We start from the raw sequence: 20352 nt of genomic DNA on the forward strand, positions 1-20352 counted from the left end.
CATATGCCGCTCGTCGATGGCGCACGGCTAATAGTTAGACGAATAAACTATATTATAGTAGTGTAGCATCAGGAAAGGCTCCGGAACGTCGGTTCGGGGAATTTATGCGATATGGCAGCGTAGGAACAGGGCAGGGACGGGACTAGCTATGACATCTCTTCGCAGAATCAATCAGGATGATCTACGCAATCACAATCTTTCCGTGGTGATCGACACGCTATTGCGCGCCTCCACGCCGATGAGCCGGGCCGCTCTCGCCAAGGAGACCGGTTTGACCAAGGCAACGATGTCGTTGCTGGTGTCGCTGCTGATTGAAGCGGGCATCGTCAAGGAAGGCGAGCCGCAGAACTCGTCCAGCTATGGGCGTCCATCCACGCCGCTCGCGCTGGGTGGCGGCAAGATGTGCGGCATCGGCATGCAGGTTAATACCGACGGATACGGCTGTGTGGCGCTGGATATCAATCGCGATACGCTCGCGTACGAGTGGGTGGATGCCGATATGAGCGGCGTTGCCCCGGAGGATGTGTTCGACAGACTCGACACCATGGTCACGGCTATGGAACGCCAGCTCAAGCGCAAGGGGTGCACTGTTGCCGGTGTCGCTTGTGCGCTGCCTGGCTTGGTCACGTCCAAGAAGCAACTGCTTATGGCACGCAATCTTGGTTGGGAAAATGTCGATCTGATGCAGTTCGAGGTTATGCGTCGCTGCGACGTGCATTCCGGCAATGAGGCAAAGATGGCGGCTATTGCGCAGATCCCCGGCTATGCATGCGCCCGTGCGGATTTCCTCGATGCCGTGGACTGCACTGACTCCTTTATTTATCTGTCCTGCGATATCGGCATCGGCGGAGCCATTGTGCGTGACGGCGAGGTAGTGACGGGATCTCACGGGTTCGCCGGCGAAATCGGTCACACCTCGGTCTCGTTGGATGGTCCGGTGTGCCGGTGCGGAAGAAAGGGCTGCCTGGAAGCATATGCCGGTCGCCGTGCGCTGGTGGAGGCGTCTGGTGTGGCAAGCGGCAACAATGCCGCCAGTGTCGCAGCGTTGGATAGGTTGCTGGATGCGTGGCATGCCGATGACGCGCAGGCGGTGAAGGCCGTTGAACGTGGCATCGATGCGCTGGTTTCGGCCATCGCCTCGGCGGTGAACCTGGCTGACGTCGATACCGTACTGTTGGGCGGTTGGTGGATCAATTTCGGCCAATCGTTCTATGAGCTGCTTGAGTCCCGTCTGCAGGAGCAGGTGCTGGGCGCTTCGGATATGCAGGTGAGCGTGTCCATGCCGCCTGTTGCCGACCATCCTGCGCTGTATGGTGCCGCGGAGGTCGGACTGCGCAGGTTCATCGACAATCCGCTGGCATTCATCGCCGACAGGGTGTGATACCCGCGAACGAAAAACGGTTCTTTGTGAATCCGTGACGGCTTACGTGCGATTCGCGCAATCATCGGGTTTGCGTGGAATGCTTTCGCTGTTCAGTCATGTGCGTTCACGAAGGCCCGGCGAGAGTGGCGGGCCATGCGTGCTAGGGGAACAGGGGTGCCAATGCTCAGATCTATGCCTGTTCTGCTTGCGGCAATGCGGCATCGGGCAATACCGTACCCATAGTCTCAAGACGCATCAGGAACTCGTTGGCGCTCATCGCATTGCACAATAGCGTGCCTTCGACAAGCGAGCCTCCGATGGAACGGATGAAGTCCACCTGCTCCGGCGTTTCCACACCGTTGAACACCACTTGGTACGCGCCATTGTCGCGCGAAATGTTCAACGCGTGCTGCATGATCTGCATGGCACGGGGCACACGGAATTCGCGGACCATCGTCTCGTCGAATTGCGCGAAGTCCAACGGCAGACGCGCAAACGCGGCGATTTCGGAATACGTGGTGCCGGCATGGATCAGCCCAAGCTTGACATTCGGCAGTGCGGCGAGATCGGTGACTTCGTCATCCGCTTCATCGTGTAACACATGAATAGCATGCGATCCCATCTGCAGCCCGAAACGCAGATGCGGCTGCTCATGGGTCAGCTGTTCCAATCGCTCGTGGAATCTGGAATTGGTCAACTCGGAACCGTTCATGTAGATACCCACGATGTCAAGCTCCGGGGCCACCTTGCGGAAATCGGTCATGTCCTTCACGCAGGTGTCCAACACGTCGAGCGTCAGCTGCGCGCTCATGCCGAGTCGGTACGCTTCCGCCATCACGAAATAGGGCGTCAGCGTGCGCCTTTTTTATCGTGCACGCGCACGATCGTGTCCAACGAAACGATGCGTTTGGTGTTCACGTTGAAAATCGGTTGGTACAGCACGGAAACGGTATTGTTCTCGATTGCACTGCGAAGCACATCGGACGCGTTGAAGTAGTCGCCGGAACCGTTTTGCATGGCCAGGACGGCCTCGGCGTCATCGACGACGGACAGATTGGCGCTTTCCGATTCGTAGATATGCGCATTCGCGTCGGCGAACAACACCGAGAATCCGTCGGTCTCGTTCGAGAACGAGATGCTGCTCGACACATCCACGGAAACTTCGCCTTCTTCGGTATATACCGGCATGACGGCGAGATTGCGCATGCGCACGGTCAATTCCTCCACGTCGTCGGTGGACGTCACATTGGTGATGATCATGGCGAATTCCGCGCCGCTGACACGTGAGAGCGTAGCGTTTTCCGGCATCAGCCGGCTCAGACGCATGCTCACGGATCGCAGCACGGTGTTAGCGATTCTGCGTCCGTAATGTTCATTGACGGCACGAAGATGCTCCACGCCGAAGTACACCACCGCAACCAGATTGTGCACGTTCTCGGTCTGCAGACTCTTGAGATGCCCGATGAACGCACGGTAGGTGAGCGCTCCGGTCAGCGCATCCGTTTCCGCTTCGGTGCGCAGCAGCTTCACCGTCTTGCCCACGCGCAACGATTCGGTAAGTATTTCGCCGCAGGTAAGCAATATCGTCTCGTCGGTCGACATGAACGGACGGTTCCATACGCTGCGTTCTATCGCAAGGTAATACTGCCTGGAGCCGGTGGAAATCGGTTCGGAGTATCGGTAGGAATGCCATCTCCTATTGAGATCATTCGTATCACTGACGAAACAGCGCATGCTGATGAGCCCGCGGTTGATGCGACGCACGACGGTTTCCTCAGGCGCCTGGTCCGGCAACGGCAACGCGTCGCTCACGTTCGCGATGCTTTTCAGCGCGTTCTTGGATCGTGCCAGCCGGTTCAACGTGTTGATGGCCATCAGCAGCAGCGAATAGGCGATCAGCATCAGTATGGATACCGAAAGCACAGTTGCGGGGCTCGTGCCGATATTGGCGAACTGCAGGATATCGGGAATCCATACGATCGCCATGAGATCGGCCAACATCATGGCAAGCGTATGCGATAGTGAATACTCGTGTATGGCTTTGCGGATTGGGATCTGCGCGAAAAAGAACGTGACGATATCGCAGATAAGGCGGATGGTCGGCACCGCGACGGTCATGATTAGCAGAGGAAGCAACCAATGTCGGAATTGGTAGGTACTGAGTGCCGCGTTGATGGAATGCGGGCTGATGCTGGTTCCCAGCACCTGTGGCGTATCGGCGAACAGCCCTTTGATGAGAGGGACCGGTGCAAGCGTGGTTCCGGCGCGTAGGATGCCGACGGTGATGCTGCGTGCGGTGAAGATCGACGTGATGATAACGGCGATGATCACGAACAACGCCACGTCGGAGAAATAGCCGGTCACCAGCAGCATCACGGTCAGCAACGGTAGCGTGGTGTGCTCCGCCGACACGGGATACGTCGAGCGTTTCTTGTGATAGGTCAGACAGAGCAGGAAACACACCGACCATATGCCGATGAGTACTGGCTGCTCCGCGAATCGCCGCATGCCTTCTTTCGCATGCGCGATGATCGTAACTGTGAGAAACAGCGTGTAGATAACGACCAGGATGGTAAGTCTGGTTGACTTTCTGACACCCCCCTTGCAGATATTTGTTGTTGGCTGCTCGATGCTTCGCTCGCATGATTGCCCGATTCCCTTCCTTTGCTGTGAAATGCCGGTCGGTCTGTGATCACGGTCTGCCGGTTGTGTCCTCTCCGACGTGCTTGCTACAGCACGGGGCCGACGATGCGCCATGGCGCGTTAGTGCCTTCCTCTGCGCTGTCCGGGCGCTCGTTTTCGTTGTTGCCCAACGACTCGTAGATGTTACCGTTCCAGATCACCTTGTCGCCCTGCCTGTATAGCGTGCCGGGATCCCACGTGGGGTAAGCCTGCTTGGAGGAATTCCAATTCGCGTTGTCGAAGTCGACGATTGTGCCCGGAGTACCCCGGAATCCCGATCCCAATGTGCTGGCGAATTCGCCGTCCGTCTGCTTCATGCCGCTGCAGAACGTTTTGAGCGTGTTCGTGTTCGTGTAGTTCTCACCGCACTGCTGGTCGCGGTTCAGTGACCACATGCTTAGGCGCCCTAGGCTCGTTTCCAGCGCGAAGGTGTTGATTCCACGCGCATTGTCAAGCGTGAAGTATTCGTTTTTGGTGTCATTCTGGCCGATGAGCACGGTCGCTCCGAGCAGTTCCCAGATCTGGTGGTCGCTGAACAGTTTGCCGCGCCTGTACAGCAGTGTCTTGTATTGCGCCTGGGCCGCGTTCAATGAGCTTTTGATGAGGGTGGATTGCGTGATCGACGTGGAGGCCACGTTGAAATCCATGGTCATGAGATTCACGGAGGACAACGTCACTCCGGCATCAAGAAATGCTTCCACGGTTTGCATGCCTTGCAAAGTCATGCCTCGGGCATCCGCCGGTAGCGTCAGGCTTATGGTCAGATTGGAAGCGTTTCCACCTTTGCTTTTAGTTTTCTCATTGGCGATAAGCTTCGCCACCGCTTGTGCCCGTCGGGTCGCGGCTTCGCTGTATCCGTCGAGATTCGAGCCTTCGATATCGAAATCGAGCGAAGTGACGTGATAGCGGTCGATCACTTGCTGATAGGCCTTGGCGAGCGAATCGACGTTGGGGCAGGCGGTGGCCAGTTCGGTGCCGCGTTGCCCGCCGAAACTGATGGTGACCGTGCGGTCCGTCTTGTAGGTTTGCGCGATGCGGCTGTCGAGATCAAGCAAGGATGCTGCCCCATCAAGGCTGTAATAGCCGCCCCAGCTGGGCTGGCACCCATTCGCGGTGACGAATCCGAGGATCATGTTGCGGTAGACATTGCCTACCTTGGATTCAAATTCGTACGATGGCGTCGCGGTCACATCCACGTAGCCGCCGAACCAAGGTTCCGGCAGCTTTTCCGATGCGGTTCGCGTAAATGTGAGCCATGACCAGGTGCCTGCCGCGATGAGCGCGGCGCAGGCGATGACTACAAGCAATCGGGGGAAGGAGAATCGCCTTCCCGGGAATGGGGTTTTCATCGCTTCCCCTTTCGTGGATTGTGTCTTGTTATCCGTGAGGCTGCGATAAATGGACATGCGGTTTATCTCCCGTTTGGCATCATCGCGTGTACGGTGGGACTTATACCCCCTATTGCGGTGGGATTTATGCCCCCTACTGCATGTCGTTTTGGCATATCCTGCCTACAGTGGAAAGTGTAATTCATGGTCAGTACGGCAATCCCGGCAATGATATACATTTCCTTGTGATACCACGGGAGAGAACGGTTCCGATAACGCAAAGGCGGTCTGGTGATAAGAGCAGGGAGCAATAGGGGGAATAAAAGTGGTGATCGTAAGTACCAGTGGGGTGCGGAAACCTCCACGCGTCCGCTTGCCATCATGCACGCCCAACCGTCGCCGGTGTGTATCGTGTTCGGTTACATCGCGATTGTCTGCACCGTTATTTCGTGGCTGGTATACATGATCACGATGATTCTCTCGTTGTTCATCAACAATCCTTCGCTCACATTACGTTTCGTGGTGGAGGGCGTGCTGTACATGACGATCGTGACTACGCTGATCTTCAGTGCGCTCGTATATTTGGTGACACGACAGGGGGCAATGTACCGTTTCCTGCGGCATGAACGTGTACCGCGAGCCATGCTTGACGATCATTTCTCGCGCAACTATGACAAGGGCATCACCGTGCTGATCCCGTCGTATGTGGAACAGCCGAAGGTTGTCGAGAAAACGATTTGGTCGGCCGCATTGCAGGAATTCCCCGATCTTGCCGTTGTACTGCTGATCGACAATCCCCCGCATCCGAAGAACGACGAGGCGCGTGCGATTCTGAAGGCCAGCCGTGAGCTGATGCCGAAGGTGTTAACCGAGCTTGCGCAACCGGGCAAGCGTTTCACGCAGGCCCGTGACGAAGTCATGGCGATATTATCCGACCAGATGGATGCGCGATGCAGTGTGGCCGCGCGTTGCGCCGAGGATTATCGCGCGGCCGCGCGATGGTTGGAACGTAAGGCCGACATGTGGCCGGTGGAGGACCATACCGACGACTTCTTCTGTGATCAGGTTCTGCGAGGCCTTGCCCGTGACCTGCGTTTGACGGAGCAGGCGCTCAACGATTCGATTACCCTGCAGCAACATGTCGATGCAAAACGTATCCTACAGCTCTACGAACGTTTGGTGCGTATCTTCACTGCAAAAGGATGGTCGTTCGAGCGCAAGCTGTATGCATCGACATCCCGTGAGGGCAACAAGGCCATGAATCTGAATTCCTTCATCGGATTGATGGGGCACTCGCTGAAGCGTGTGGAGACATCCGATGGGGTGATTCTGCGTGACGTGCGTGAGGGTGAATCCGCCGATTTCGTCATGCGTAATTCCGAATACGTGTTGACGTTGGATGCCGATTCCATGCTGTTGCGTGATTATTGCCTGCGTTTGGTATACCAGTTGGAACAGCCGGGCAACGAGCGTGTGGCCGTGATCCAGACCCCGTATTCCTCGTATCGCGGTGCACCCACCCGAATCGAACGCATCGCGGCCGCCACCACCGACATCCAGCACATGCTGCATCAGGGTATGACCTACTATGACGCCACGTTCTGGGTGGGTGCGAATGCGGTGATCCGCAAGGCCGCGCTCGACGATATCTGCGTGGTATCGACCGAGGACACTCGCACGGTGAAAACGTATATTCAGGATCGTACGGTGATCGAAGACACCGAATCCAGCATCGATCTGGGGTATTTCGGCTGGCATCTGGTCAATTATCCGGAACGGTTGAGCTATAGTTCCACGCCTCCGGATTTCGGCTCTCTGGTGGTGCAACGGCGGCGTTGGGCGAATGGTGGCCTGTTGATCATCGGCAAATTCTTCCGCATCGTGCGTGCCCGTCGTCAGCGTGGCGACGATGTGAAGTTGGGGGAGTGGGCGCTTCGCGTGAACTATACGGCCTCGATCGCATGGTCGAGTTTCGGTCTGATGTTCCTGCTGGCGTATCCGTTCGACCAGCGTCTGCTGAGCCCGTGGGTGGTGCTCGCTTCGCTGCCGTATTTTGCCACCATGTCGAGCGATTTGAAACGCAACGGATATAAGCACTCCGACATCTTCCGCATCTACGGTTTCAACATCGTCCTGCTGACCGTGAATCTTTCCGGCACCCTCAAATCGATTCAACAGGGCATGACGAACACCAAGATTCCGTTCGCGCGAACACCGAAAGTCAATAACCGAACCGCATCGCCGGCGTTGTACGTGGCCATGCCGTGGGTGATCATCATCTACTCGAGCATGGTGTTCTACGCCGATACGCTCTCGCATAACTGGGGCAATGCGGTATTCGCCGGATTCAACGCGATCGTGACGTTCTGGGCGTTGATCGCGTACATTGGCATCTGGCATTCCCTGCAGGACATGGTGGTTGGTCTGATTCGTTGGCTTTTCGTGCCGATTAAGGAGCCGCAGCAGCAGGACGGCCGCAAGAAGACCTCATGGCGTGACGCCCTTTACTTCGGCGATCGTCAGATGATCTATGAATCCCGGCCATTGTAGGGTCGGGAGGAGCGTTCTGCGTGCCTTGGAATCCAGATTCCATTCTGGGGTGCGCAGGCCATGCCGGTTGTCCGGAAACGTTTATTCGTAGGTATTGGCGTAGGCGGATTCCTTGCTCGCCCATGCCGTCGTAGTGCTTGATTCCCCAATGACCCGATCTGTGAGGACGTCGGCACCCGGTACATGCTGGGCGATGATCTGCTCGTTGCGATCTCATCGCAACGATTTCCGCTGGTTCGTCCATCCGTTCGTGTGTTTTGCATGGATTTCTGCTGTGCCGACGGGAGTCGTTCTTCATGGGAAGTCGTTATTGATGATGAACTGGGGCAAAACGAGACGGATTGAAATACAAAGGGAGATCAAGAGACTGTGCCCGGAACATGCGTAAGCGTTGGGGCGGGCGTATGGCAGTAAAGAGAAGAGACAGGAAGGCCGCTGCCCGTAAGGGCAGCGGCCTTCTCATGTATCAGCCGTATCGGCTAGCCCGGTGTGGGCGGTGGCGAGACCCCTTCGTTCCACTATTGCGGATTGAAGGCGGCCCCACCGCTTGGCGTCACGCCTGCTTCTTCTTCAGCATGATCGCCGCACCGAGCAGCAGGGCGGTGGCACCGGCGATCACGATGGCCGCGATGGGCGCACCGGTGTTCGCGGTGGAATCCTGCTTGGTGGTCTTATCGGCGGCGGGCTTCGTGTTCGTGCCCGGATTCGACGGTTCGACCGGCGCATCCGCTTCGAACACGGCCTGGACGGAGACGCTGCCGTCAGGCATGGTGAAGGCGTTGTCGGCGATGGTGATATCGCCCTTGAGCACCTTCCACTCCTTGAAGTGGTAACCCTTGTCGGCGGTGGCGGTCAGTGTGACCGTATCGCCCTTGGCGGCCCTTTCGGCGTTCGCGGAAGCGGTGCCGCCCTTGGTGGCGGACACGTTCACGGCGAACTGCGTGTTGCGCACGCGCCACAGCTGGGTGCCGTAGAACGGGTTCGCGGTGCCGATCACCATGTAGTCATCGGTGTCGCAGAAGATGCGCAGACCGTGGTTGAACGGGTCGCCGAAGCCTTCGTCGGTGACGGTCTTCACGTTCACCTTGCCGCTGTCGGAGATCTCGAACAGGTTGAAGCCGCGCTTGGACTTGGCCAGATACGGCAGAGCCTTGGCGTAAGCCTTCAGGTTGGCCTTGGAGGTCAGCTTGACGAGGGTCTCGTACAGGCCCTTGAACTTGTCCGGGATCAGATCGCCGATGCCGGAGAACGCGTCCACGATCTCGCCATAGGAGTCGGCGAAGTCGGCGGAACCCTTGCTGGAGAGCTGGGAGCCGAGAGCGTCGAGCTCGTTGTTGATGTCGAAGAGCTGGGCGATGTCGGAGGTGGAGGCCAGGCTGCCGGGGACGATGCTGCCGTCCTTGATGCCGTCGACCAGTTCCTTGGTCTGCGCCTTGGTCAGGATGATGGCTTCGGCGGAGGCGGAGGAATCGGCGTCGGCGGACTGCGGCTGGGCCACGGAGGCGTCCTTGGCGGCTTCGGAACGGGCCCAATCGACCAAGGCCTCAGGGTCGTCGGTGGACGGCATGGACTTGGATGCCTGATCGTCGGCGCTCTGCGTGGAGACGGCGGAGGCCGGATCGGTCGGGCCCATGCCCCACAGCAGGCGCAGGAACACGCGCAGGTAGCGGACGGTGTTGTTCCAGTCCTTTTCGCTCATGTTCAGGATGTCGCCGTTGGTGAACTGGGCGACCGGCTCCAGCAGGGTGGTGGTGTTCATAGTGGACAGGTACATCTTGCCCTCATGAACGGTGGTCTGCCAGGTGTACTGGTTCATGTGGTTGTCGTAACCGCTGCCGAGACCGGTGGTGCCGCCGTTCGGGAAGGTGCTGTTGGCATCGCCCACGAGCATTTCGACGTTCTCGTTCTTGTTCATGCGGTACAGGTTGACGGACTGCTCGAGGTTGGTGGCCTGGGTCACGAAATTGCTCTTGGTGACAAAGCCCTGGAGCGCGCTGCTCACATCGTTGTAGTCGCCGATGTACAGGTAGTCGCCGTAGACCTGCAGGGTGCAGGCGCCGGCGCTCACGCGGCTCTTGTCAAGACCGTAGTAGTACTTGGCGCCCTTGGCGGTGTCGCCCACGAGTGGACGCCAGGTCCAGTCGGCCTTGTTGGTCGGGTCGCCGTTGTTCTCGCCCACGTAGATGGCGAAGGAACGCATGGTGCCGGTCTTCTCGTTCAGGGTGCTGGTGTCGCCGGAGCAGATCACCACGTACAGCTTGCCGTTGAACTCCTGCACCTGGTAGATGCCGCCGCCGTTGACGTCCTGGCGGTGGATGGCGGGCAGGTTGTCGAAGCTCGCCATGTCGGCGATCACCTTGTAGGAGTTCGGGTCGGATGGGGTGTTGGAGGCCACGAGCTGGGCCTTGCCCTTGCCGTCCGCGGTCGGCTTGAGATCGCCGGCGATCAGGGTGTTGCCGAAGGAGCCGATGGCGCGGGTGGAGGTGAACACGTTGCCGTTGACCAGGGAGCGGAAGCCATTGACGTCGACGCTGTCATAGACGCGGGTGAGCTTGTCGCCGTTCTCCGGATCGACCTCGTAGACGCAGGGGAAGCCGTTCTGGTAAGCCATGGCGGTCTGGATCTCCTGCTGGGTGAGTTCCTTGTTGTTGGTGTCCATGATCATGCCTTCGAAGTACAGCTTGCCGTTCATCTTGAACGTGCTGCGGAAGGTCGGGATGATGCCCTTGCCGCCTTCGATGCCGGTGCTCTTGGACATCAGGATCTTGGTTTCGCCGGTCTTCACGTTGAACTTGAAGAGCATGCCGCCGGCGCTCTTGCCGTCGGGCTCGCCAAGGTACATGTTGCCCGCGTACATGGTCTGCATAAGCGCGGTGGCCTCTCGGTGGTCAGGCCCATGTTGCTGGAGAAGCCGCGCGAGAGGATGTTCTGCACACCCAGACCGCCGTACATGGTGCCGATGTACACCCAGTCGCCGTAGGATGCGGCGGCGTAGCTGTAGGACTGGCCGCGGTCGCTGTTGCCGGTGGCGCTCAGTCCGGAGGTGTAGGGGGCGATGGTGCCGTTGCCGGTGTAGTCGACCACGCCGTCGGCCTGCTGGAGGTCCTGGTCGGCGTGGCTGACCTTTTCGAAGGTCATGCCGTTGCCGGCGTTATACGTGTAGGTGGGATTCAGTTCGGTTGCTTCGCTTGCCATGGCGGTGCCCGGGATTCCCGCGAGCGTCATCGCACATGCGGCTATCGCGCCAATGAACGCGATGGCTTTGTTTCTCATCTATTTTTCTCCTTAAGTGACGAGACGTGAACACGTCATCGACGGGGAGGCTGGGCGTTCCGTCATCAGTGGCGGAATGTGTGCCACGAGGAAACCACAGAGCCTCTGTCAACAACGTATCGGTAATTGTTGACAAGACGTCATGGTAAATGTCTTGTGAAAACCGTTGAAAATAAAAGCTTTTCAATGCATACGTTTGCTTTTTACAGAAGGGGTATTGTTGTCAACAGTTTTGTCGACAATGTGATGTTGCCGGGAGAAAACGGGGGTATAGAAGGGGGTTTGTGGCGTGGGTATTCGACGGTGAAGCGGCGATATACTATGCACAGGTTCGATTTATTAATTAAAGACAGGTTAGATAGCGATATGACTCCGAAGAAGCGCATCCTTGCATTCGAAATCGGCACGTTCTTCACCAGGTACGTCGTATTCGAAAACGGGCGCATGGGCATCCCCGGCACCATCGCGACGCCGACGGACGACATCGAATCCTTCTATCAGGCGCTCGCGCATATCGTCAAACGCCAACGCCAGCCCATCGACGGCATCGCCATGAGCGTGCCGGGCTTCATCGACGTCGACAAGCAGATCGCGGTCACCGCCGGTGCGCTGGGCATGCTGCATGGCCGTGAGATCGGCAAGGAACTGCAGGAATATCTCGACCAGCCGGTGCCCACGTGGATGGAGAACGACGCCAACTGCGCGGCCATGGCGGAGAAACTGAGCGGCAACGCCGTCAAGCTTGACGATTTCGCGCTGATCACCATTGACAGCGGCGTGGGCGGCGCATTGTTCCTGGACGGCAAGATCCGCCGCGGCAAGGACTGGCGTGCGGGCGAGCTTGGCATGATGATCCCGAACTACGAGAAGGGCGGGTTCCTCACCATGCAGAACTACCTGTCCACCATCGTGCTGGCGGAACGCTACGCCGAGGAATTCGACGTGCCGGTCGGCAGCATCGTGCCCGCCACACTGTTCCATCGTCTCGACGAGCCCCGCGTGCGCAAGATCGTGGACCAATGGATCGACTACCTCGCCATCGGCATCTTCAACATCGTGGTCGTCGCCGATCCGGAATGCGTGCTGTTGGGTGGCGGCATCTGCCGTGAACAACAGCTGCTGCCGCTGGTCAACGAGGCATTGAAGAAAATCCAGTCGTGGAGTTCGTTCCGTACGGTCATCAAACGCTGCCGTCACAGCAACAACGCCGGTCTGATCGGCGCATACTACGCCTTCGAAACCGAGATCGACGGCCTCACCGACGTGCCGATCCGCTGAAACAATAAAGCCGGGCCGGCATCAGTGCAACGGTCCGGCATCTTCGAGCGCCCATCAGGCACCGGCACGATAGCCGGTTCCGTAGAATCCGCGATTACTGCCGTTACGGAACGTCAGGCACACATCCGTGTTCCGGCAAGGGGTGCGCGTGCTGTTCATCACGGCGATCTGGTCCTCTTCGCTGAGCGGTTCCACGCTTGCAAGCCGGCCGTCGACATAATCCACCTGCACATAGCCTTCCAACAGCCGTTGCGTCAGTTGTTCGCTGGTGGTGACGCCAAGCGAGCTGTCGATGCGGACGCCGTCGATGATGACATAAGTGTTTTCCGCGGTCATGGCATGTTGTGGAAAAGCGAAGGACAGCGGCAGCAGCAGAATGACGCATAGCGCGGCGAATCTGCGGCTTCGACTGGTTCTTTTCAGGAATTCTCTCACTGGAATATCCTCCTTGTGACACATGATGATGGGTTCAGAAGGCAACGGTATGAACGTTCATCGGATTTTTCCACCGTATGTCACGATTTTCTTGACAAGGTCGAGACCATATGGTGCCGCCGGCGTATCATGACCGGCATGGGGAATGGCACTATCGGCATCGCGTTGGTCGACAACGACATCTGGTCGGCGCGAATGCTTTCGCAGTGGATCGAACAGGCTTCCGTCGATTTCCGGATGCGATGGTGCACCCACTCCAGTGCGGACGCCCTGCATCGCTGTCTGTTCGGCCGGAACGCGCCGGATGTGCTCATCGTGGATATGGCGTTGAACGATATCAGTGGCGACGTGGTCTGCAAACGCATACGGCGGCGAAACGACGATATCGGGCTGCTCTGCATCACGGCTTATCCCACGGAACGCTATGAGCGGGATGCCATCGAAGCCGGTGCGCAGGGATTGCTGTCGAAGGAATGCCTGGTGAAGGAGCTGCCGGCGGCGATTGTGCGTGCGGCCCGGGGGCTGCCCATGGATGACCGGTTCTTGGATGCCGCTGCCGCGCATGAGATGATGCAGCGTGGCGAAGCCATGCGGTCCATGTTGAGTGATCGCGAACGCGACGTGCTGCGGCGGTATATGCGAGGGGACGCCACGGCTCAGATCGCAGTGGCGTTGCGTGTCAGTCCCAATACGGTGTTCACCTATATTCATCGCATATTGAGGAAACTGCATGTTTCCACGAGAAATGAGGCCATGGCGATATGCAGAAAATACGATCTGGTATGACGGCATGCCTACGGTCGGCGGACCGTGGCGCGGTGAAATCATACGATGATGTGCTTGTTCTTGTGGTGAGGGTCCTGTTCATAGGGATGCTGATCGTTCTTGTAGTGGACGAATGCGCGTTTCGGACGGTTGGCTCGGATACGGTTCGCCATGTAGTGTTCAGCATCGGCGAAGCGGCTGTATTGCTGCTCGCGGCATGGAAGCCTGCGGCGGGGAGCTGGCTGATCGTGGTGTGCGGTCAGGCCGGTGGCCTGCTGTCGTTCGGCGCATCGTTGGTATTGCTGTTCGCTTGTCTGCTGGGAGTGGCGGTATTGGGATTCCGCGCCGTTGCGCAGGGATGCTTGGCGACGGTGATATGCGTCTGCGAATACATCATGGTGAATTCGACTGGCGGGAAACCGTTGGTGCTGGTGAACGTCGCACTGTACGCCATGACCGTATTCGTCTGTGCGCTCGCCGGTGCGCTGTTGTGCCGGTCGTTGCGTGATCTGACGGCGGCTCAGCGTCAGGCGGTCAGCAGGAAACGGGAACGGTTGGCGCTCACCCTGCATAACGAAACCTGTAACGACGTGGTCTACATCATTCGTCGCATCGATGAGATTCGCGGGGATTCGCAGTCGATGGACGATCATGATATGGCGGAATTGCGTTCGGTCCTGGAAAACGTGTTGAGGCAGACACGGTCCGTGGTGTCCATCATGGCGAATGATGCGGATGACGATACGGCGGGTGGAAGAAACGGCGTTGTCGCTGATCGTGCGGTTCGCGGGAGGGAACGTCAGCTGCGTTCGATTGCGACGAAATACGAGGAGCGTTTGCGTCGGCTGGGATTCGAAGGCGAGACCATCATTGATATTCAGGACGGTGGCGTCATGACGGACGACGACTATGCGCTGATTTCCGCCATGCTGAGCGAACTGTTCTCGGATATCGTCAAGCATGCCGATGCGGAAGGCGGGTATTTCGTCACCATCGGTCTGACATCGGCTCGATTCTCCCTCTCGGCATGCGACAAGCCCTCCGGGAAAGACTCCGTTGCCGTGCCGACAAGGATGGGACTGCAACGCTATGCCGATCAGGTCGAGTCCCGTGGTGGAACGATCGGTATCCGCTCATCACAGGATCGGTGGATCGCGGACATCGACCTGCCGTTGTGATCGTTCCGCGGAAACGGTTCAGGCTCGCACGGACAGCGTCAACGGCAGCATGCAATCCGTTTCCTGCTTCGGATCATGCTCCGAAGGGTCGAGGAATCCTTTCCACTCGCTTTCGGGGAAGATGATGTCGGACAGGCTCATCCACTGTTCCAGCAGATTCATCGAATCGTCGCCCAGCCAACGGTATTGCAGGCCGTCCATGGCGCTCATCGCCAGAGTGTACAGGTCGTAGAAACGATCCTCGGTCATGCCTGGTGGAAGCAGCCAGTTCACCGAGCAGATCATCTCCCACTGGCGCATATGGCGTCCGATGAAGAAATGATGCGCCGGATGCTCCGGGTCCAACGCCTCGCCGTTCAGTACCGAATACAGTTGCACGAGCTCCGGGCGTTGAAGGTTGTACAGCACGATGTTCAGGCAGTAGCGCGGGTAGCAGTAGATGCGGTGGCCGTCGGCGTCCACGAATCCCGCGGTCACCGCGTTGTATTCATCCTCGTCCGGGGTGTCGTAGCATTCGGGCAGCACCATGTTGAGCAGGTCGTCCTTCGAGGAGATGTAATGGTACAGCGCGGCTTCGGTGATGCCCAGCTCATCGGAGATGTCCTGCAACGACATGCCCCAGAACCCTTTGGTCGCGATGATCTTGACGGCGGCCTGCAGGATTTGCAGGTGGCGTTCCTCCTGGCTCATGCGCTTGCGTTTGATGAAGGTCCTGTCGCCCAACGTGTCCCTGGCGGTGGTCATGCTGCCTTTGGACGCTTCGGCGCGGGATGCCGCGGGCCAGTTGTCCTGATCATTCAGAAAACCATCCCATGCCGCCGCGCCCATATTGTGCTCCTTGATTTCATGCGATTGTGTGTGTTTCCCCAATCCGGTGTGGTCTTTGGGGAGCTGCCCGTAAACCTTTTCATGATAGTACGAGCCGCTGATGGTCCAGCCTTAGGCGAAGACCCGATTCAACCATGCGATGGCCGTGTCCGGCCACTGTTGGACGCAAGGTTCGATGCCATCGGTTCCGTTCCACGCCGTTTCCGCGGTGCCCAACGCCAAACCGTGGCCGCCATGCGGGAACAGGTGCGCTTCGACAGGAACGTCGGCCTTCGCGCAGGCGTCCACCAGCATCAGCGTGTTCTCATACGGCACGCAGTCATCGGTGACGGTATGCCAGACGAACACGGGCGGCGTTTTGCCGTCGATATGCCGTTCGATGGATACGGATTCCAAGGCTTCGCGGTCGCTTGCCTCATCGCCGAGCAGGCAGTCGAAGCTGCCGCGATGGGCGAGCGGGCCGGAGGTGATCACCGGATAGCCAAGCATCAACGCGTTCGGACGAACCGCATCGGGGTCGTAGCCATGCCCGCGCATTACGTCATCGCTCGCGGTGGTGGCCAGATTGGCCGCAAGATGCCCGCCGGCGGAGAACCCGATCACCGCGACCCTGTCGGGGTCGCAATGCCATTCGTCGGCATGGGCGCGAATGCGCTTCATCGCCTCGGCGGCTTCCAGCAGCGCGACGGGGAAACGTGATGGCGCGACGGAATAGCGCAATACGAACGCGTTGAAACCGGCAGCAAGGAAACGCATGACGATCGGCTCGGCTTCCCGGTCGGAGGTCATGGCGTACCCGCCGCCCGGAATCACCAGCACGCCCGGACGGCGACGCTTGGGGTCGATTTCCTCACTGTTGTTATGGATGTAGCCGACGAATGCGGCCTCACTGCCGTCGATGCCGGCGATCACGTCTTCGAAATATCGCATGCCGTTAACCTTATCGGAATTCGATGGGACTGTACCGAAACGTGGCGGTTCCCGATCAATGGATATCGGGAACCGCCACGTTTCGGGGAAACAGGGAGGCGAAGCGGCGGAAGGCCTTCCCATACGAAAGCCTTCCGCCGCTTCGGCATGGATCAGAACGTGACCTCGACCTCAACGATGCCGCCGTCCGCCACGGCCGGCACCACCTTGCCGTCGATGCGCTCGCCGTTCACGCTGACGGAGCGCTCTCCGGTGCGCTTCATGCCGATGCGATAGGTCGTGCCGCGGAACACGCGGGTCACCGTAAGATCGGTGAATTCCGCCGGCAGATGCGGTTCGATGGCCAGGCCGTCAAGCGTCGGGCGCACGCCCAGCAGGTACTGCGAGACGTCCACGAAGGTCCAGGCGGCGGTGCCGGTCAGTCAGGAGTTCTTGCCTTCGCCGGGCGTCGCGGCTTCGGGGCCGGCGACCATCTGGCAGTACACGTACGGTTCCACCTTGCGCACGTCGGACTTGTCTTCCACGTACGCGGGGCAGTTGCGCTTGTACACGGCGAATGCCTCGTCGTCGTTGTTGGCCAGGGCGTTGGCGATGGAGATCCACGGGTTGTTGTGGCAGAAGATGCCGCCGTTCTCCTTGTAGCCGCGCGCATAGGAGGAGATTTCGCCCAGTTCGATGCGGTAGATGGAGTAGGCGGGGGGCGAGGATGGCGGTGCCCCAGTCGCAGGTCAGCTTGTCCTTGACGGATTCGAGCGCCTGCTGCGCCTTGCCGTCGTCCAGGCCGATGCCGGCCATGACGCACATGCCCTGCGGTTCGATGTAGATCTGGCCTTCGGTATCCTCATGCGTGCCGACCTTGCGGGAGTAAGCGTCGTGGGCGCGCAGGAACCATTCGCCGTCCCAGCCGGCGGTTTTCACCGCGTCGTTCACCGCTGCGATTTCGTTGCGCATGGCGGCCGCTTCCGCAGTCGTCTGTTCGTCGGTCATGCCCGTGGCTTGGCCGTAATGTTCGATGATGTCGACGTACTGGCCGCCGTACAGCACGAACATGCCGCCGATGAACACGGATTCGGCGACGCCGGTGTCATTGTTCTCCACGGTCTGGAAGCTTTCGCCCGGAGTGTCGGAGAAGCAGTTGAGGTTCAGGCAGTCGTTCCAGTCGGCGCGGCCGATCAGCGGAATGCCGTGGGGTCCCTTATGGGTGACGGTGAAGTTCACCGAACGGCGCAGATGCTCGAGCAGCGGGACTTCGGAGCCTTCCACGTTGTTGAACGGCACGGGTTCGGTCAGGATGCTCACGTCGCCGGTTTCGGCGAGGTAGGCGTAGGTGCCGGCGACCAGCCACAGCGGGTCGTCGTTGAAGCTGCCGCCGATGTCGGCGTTGCCCTTCTTGGTGAGCGGCTGGTACTGGTGCCAGGCGGAGCCGTCCTCCATCTGGGTGGAGGCGATGTCGATGATGCGCTGGCGTGCGTGCTGCGGAACCAGATGCACGAAGCCGAGCAGATCCTGGTTGGAGTCGCGGAAGCCCATGCCACGGCCCATGCCGGACTCGTAGTAGGAGGCGGAGCGGGACATGTTGAAGGTGACCATGCACTGGTACTGGTGCCAGATGTTGACCATGCGGTCGAGCTTCTCATCGCCGGATTCGACGCTGTAGGTGCTCAGCAGGTCGGTCCAATAGGCGTTCAGTTCGCTCAGCGCGGCCTCGACCTGTTCGACGGTGACGAAGCGGCGGAACAGGTCGTGCGCCGGCTTCTTGTTGATGATGCCGACCTTGGCGGGATCATCGGGATCCTCCCACTTCTGGTCCTTGGCGACCTCGATGTATCCCAGCACGAAGACCAGCGACTTGGTTTCGCCGGGCTTGAGTTCCAGGCGCACGCGGTTGGCGGCGATGGGGAACCATCCGTGCGCCACGGAATCGTGGGCCTTGCCTTCGGCGATGACCTGCGGGGTGTCCCAGCCGTTGAACTGGCCGAGGAATTCGTCGCGACTGGTGTCGAAGCCAATCGTGGGGGAGTTCACCGCGAAGAACGCGTAATGGTTGCGGCGTTCCTTGAACTCGGTCTTGTGGTACAACAGCGTGGCGTCGTTTTCGTGTTCGATCTCGACTTCGCCGGTGGACAGGTTGCACTGGAAGTTCGAGGAATCGTCCACCGCATTCCACAGGCACCATTCCACGGATGCGGTGGCGTCGATGACGACGGGTGCATCGGTGGTGTTGGTCACGTCGAGTCGGTTGATTTCGGCGTTGGTGTGCAGCGGTACGAAGGCGGTGAGCTTGGATTCGATGCCCCTCTTGGACGATTCGAATACGGTGTAGCCGATGCCCTGGCGGCAACGGTAGGAGTCAAGCGGGGTCTTGGCGGGCAGGAAGGTCGGGGACCAGGTTTCGATGGGCTTGGCGTCGGCGTCGGCGGAGTCCATGAGGCTCAGGTAGTAGCAGCACGATCCGTTGTCGCCCGGCACGTTGTTGTAGCGGTAGCGGGTGATACGGCGCAGTTTGGCGTCCTTGTAGAAGGAATAACCGCCGCCGGTGTTGGAGATCAGGGAGAAGAAGTCCTCGTTGCCGAGGTAGTTGATCCACGGCAACGGGGTGGCCGGGGTTTCGATTACGTATTCCTTGGCGGCGTCGTCGAAATGACAGTAACGCATGGGTGTCCTTTCATCGGTGAAATGGCGCTGGTTGGACGTATGCTGACCGTGTTCGTCCATTGGTCTTACTAAATAGGGTAACACGTTATTTATAAACCTATAAATAAAATACTGCAAGCGTGTTGCCGTGTTGTTCCGGGCTGAAATGTCGCCAATATTCCGCGGTCGGGATATACTTCCTCCAGTTGCCCTCGTAGCTCAGTCGGTTAGAGCAGCACCCTTATAAGGTGTTTGTCCTGGGTTCAAGTCCCAGCGAGGGCACAGCAGCGAACCCGCCGAAACCGGCGGGTTCTCCCATATCAGGCCATGTTTCGCAGATTGAATCGCATGGTCGAATCACATGGTCGAATCATGCAATCAGCTGTCGGCGCAGAAAGCCGTCGATGGTTTTTGCAGGTTGTCTGTGTAAGATATAGCTCTGTCAACGTAATTCCAACATGTAATCGGAGGGGGCATGAGCAATGGGCAAAACGGCAATGACCGGTCGCAAGGCGGCGATTTCCAAGGGGATGCGCATGGGCCTGAAGGTGGGATTGACCGGCCGGGTGGTTCGTCGGCAGATGCCAGCGGTTTCAACGTCGGGAGAATTGCAGGCAATGGCTTGGAAGCGAACGGGGAACGCGATTCGGAAAGCGTTAGAGACTCAACGTTAGGTCATCGTGTTTCGATGACGCACATGGAAGTGACGTCGGGGCCACTTCCTCCAGCTGCGGAGCTTGAACGTTATGAACGGATTCTTCCCGGTGCCGCTGATCGAATCCTTTCCATGGCGGAGCGATCATTGCAATCCGAAATCGAGGGGGCAGCGTGATGTCCGCAGAATATACGCCGAAGGCAGAAGGGCGGAAAACTGGTGTCTGAAGTTCACTAGTGCGGTGTTCTCTCTGCTTGTTGTGGCGGTGTTCATAGTCACGGTGGTGTTCTGGGCCATGGGCATGAATGCTCAGGCGATACTCAGCGCGGCATGCTTTGTTCTTTGTCTGCTTCCGCGAGTCATTGATGCAATTAAGGGGCATAAGACCGGTGACAATATGGCGCCGCCATCCGATGGCGGAGATGCCTCTGCTGAATAGTTGCGGATGCCGTT

At 58.7% G+C, this 20352-nt stretch carries 16 protein-coding genes and 1 tRNA gene; 7 read left to right on the forward strand and 10 right to left on the reverse strand.

Annotated elements, in window-relative coordinates:
• Positions 1-148 precede the first annotated feature (148 nt).
• A complete protein-coding gene (locus BUB29_RS07295) occupies positions 149-1381 on the forward strand; it encodes an ROK family transcriptional regulator (RefSeq protein WP_033523202.1) in 1233 nt (410 codons plus the stop codon).
• Positions 1382-1553: 172 nt separating this feature from the next.
• On the opposite strand, the gene BUB29_RS10120 is transcribed toward BUB29_RS07295, so the two are convergent.
• The 3 genes from BUB29_RS10120 to BUB29_RS07305 all read right to left on the reverse strand — a co-directional run bounded on the left by BUB29_RS10120 (position 1554) and on the right by BUB29_RS07305 (position 5394).
• A complete protein-coding gene (locus BUB29_RS10120) occupies positions 1554-2198 on the reverse strand; it encodes an EAL domain-containing protein (RefSeq protein WP_234945709.1) in 645 nt (214 codons plus the stop codon).
• A gap of 14 nt (positions 2199-2212) precedes the next feature.
• Entirely contained in the window at positions 2213-3871 is a 1659-nt protein-coding gene (locus tag BUB29_RS10125; RefSeq protein WP_234945710.1) for a diguanylate cyclase domain-containing protein, read from the reverse strand.
• 221 nt (positions 3872-4092) lie between these two features.
• Positions 4093-5394 carry a chitinase gene (locus BUB29_RS07305; protein ID WP_033523201.1) on the reverse strand — a complete coding sequence of 434 codons (1302 nt, stop codon included), beginning with the start codon at positions 5392-5394 and terminating at the stop codon, positions 4093-4095.
• Between the two features lie 270 nt (positions 5395-5664).
• On the opposite strand from BUB29_RS07305, the gene BUB29_RS07310 reads away from it, so the two are divergent.
• On the forward strand, positions 5665-7923 hold the full coding sequence (locus BUB29_RS07310) for a glycosyltransferase family 2 protein (protein ID WP_143155179.1): 2259 nt from the start codon (positions 5665-5667) through the stop codon (positions 7921-7923).
• A 553-nt stretch (positions 7924-8476) separates the two neighbouring features.
• Here the strand turns inward: BUB29_RS07310 and BUB29_RS07315 are convergent.
• Complete coding sequence (locus tag BUB29_RS07315) at positions 8477-10780, reverse strand: InlB B-repeat-containing protein (RefSeq protein WP_234945711.1); 2304 nt, start codon at positions 10778-10780, stop codon at positions 8477-8479.
• Positions 10705-11196: a hypothetical protein gene (locus BUB29_RS10130; protein WP_052109189.1), complete on the reverse strand. Its 492-nt coding sequence runs from the start codon at positions 11194-11196 to the stop codon at positions 10705-10707. Before BUB29_RS10130 ends, BUB29_RS07315 begins: the two co-directional genes overlap by 76 nt.
• 366 nt (positions 11197-11562) lie before the next feature.
• On the opposite strand from BUB29_RS10130, the gene BUB29_RS07325 reads away from it, so the two are divergent.
• Entirely contained in the window at positions 11563-12474 is a 912-nt protein-coding gene (locus BUB29_RS07325; RefSeq protein ID WP_033523199.1) for an ROK family protein, read from the forward strand.
• Between the two features lie 54 nt (positions 12475-12528).
• Here the strand turns inward: BUB29_RS07325 and BUB29_RS07330 are convergent, their stop codons facing one another.
• Complete coding sequence (locus BUB29_RS07330; RefSeq protein ID WP_033523198.1) at positions 12529-12909, reverse strand: hypothetical protein; 381 nt, start codon at positions 12907-12909, stop codon at positions 12529-12531.
• 138 nt (positions 12910-13047) lie between these two features.
• On the opposite strand from BUB29_RS07330, the gene BUB29_RS07335 reads away from it, so the two are divergent.
• Positions 13048-13695, forward strand: coding sequence for a response regulator transcription factor (locus BUB29_RS07335; RefSeq protein ID WP_081888381.1), 648 nt, complete (start codon positions 13048-13050; stop codon positions 13693-13695).
• Between the two features lie 86 nt (positions 13696-13781).
• Complete coding sequence (locus tag BUB29_RS07340) at positions 13782-14852, forward strand: sensor histidine kinase (RefSeq protein ID WP_143155180.1); 1071 nt, start codon at positions 13782-13784, stop codon at positions 14850-14852.
• An 18-nt stretch (positions 14853-14870) separates the two neighbouring features.
• Here BUB29_RS07340 and BUB29_RS07345 read toward each other — a convergent pair whose 3' ends face one another.
• From BUB29_RS07345 to BUB29_RS07355, 4 genes are all read right to left on the reverse strand, one after another.
• A complete protein-coding gene (locus tag BUB29_RS07345; RefSeq protein ID WP_033523195.1) occupies positions 14871-15680 on the reverse strand; it encodes a TetR/AcrR family transcriptional regulator in 810 nt (269 codons plus the stop codon).
• Between the two features lie 111 nt (positions 15681-15791).
• A complete protein-coding gene (locus BUB29_RS07350) occupies positions 15792-16610 on the reverse strand; it encodes an alpha/beta hydrolase (RefSeq protein ID WP_033523193.1) in 819 nt (272 codons plus the stop codon).
• A gap of 152 nt (positions 16611-16762) precedes the next feature.
• Positions 16763-17005: a hypothetical protein gene (locus BUB29_RS10135; protein ID WP_234356115.1), complete on the reverse strand. Its 243-nt coding sequence runs from the start codon at positions 17003-17005 to the stop codon at positions 16763-16765.
• Positions 16962-19265 (reverse strand): GH36-type glycosyl hydrolase domain-containing protein, encoded by a 2304-nt coding sequence (locus tag BUB29_RS07355; RefSeq protein ID WP_456318598.1) that lies wholly within the window; start codon positions 19263-19265, stop codon positions 16962-16964. The genes BUB29_RS10135 and BUB29_RS07355 overlap by 44 nt, the downstream gene beginning before the upstream one ends.
• 187 nt (positions 19266-19452) lie before the next feature.
• Here BUB29_RS07355 and BUB29_RS07360 point away from each other — a divergent pair.
• Positions 19453-19526 (forward strand) — tRNA-Ile (locus BUB29_RS07360).
• A gap of 193 nt (positions 19527-19719) precedes the next feature.
• Entirely contained in the window at positions 19720-20076 is a 357-nt protein-coding gene (locus BUB29_RS09960; RefSeq protein ID WP_073117614.1) for a DUF2335 domain-containing protein, read from the forward strand.
• Positions 20077-20352: the final 276 nt, after the last annotated feature.

The organism is Bifidobacterium merycicum DSM 6492, assembly GCF_900129045.1.
In the GTDB taxonomy this organism is placed as follows: Bacteria; Actinomycetota; Actinomycetes; order Actinomycetales; family Bifidobacteriaceae; genus Bifidobacterium; species Bifidobacterium merycicum.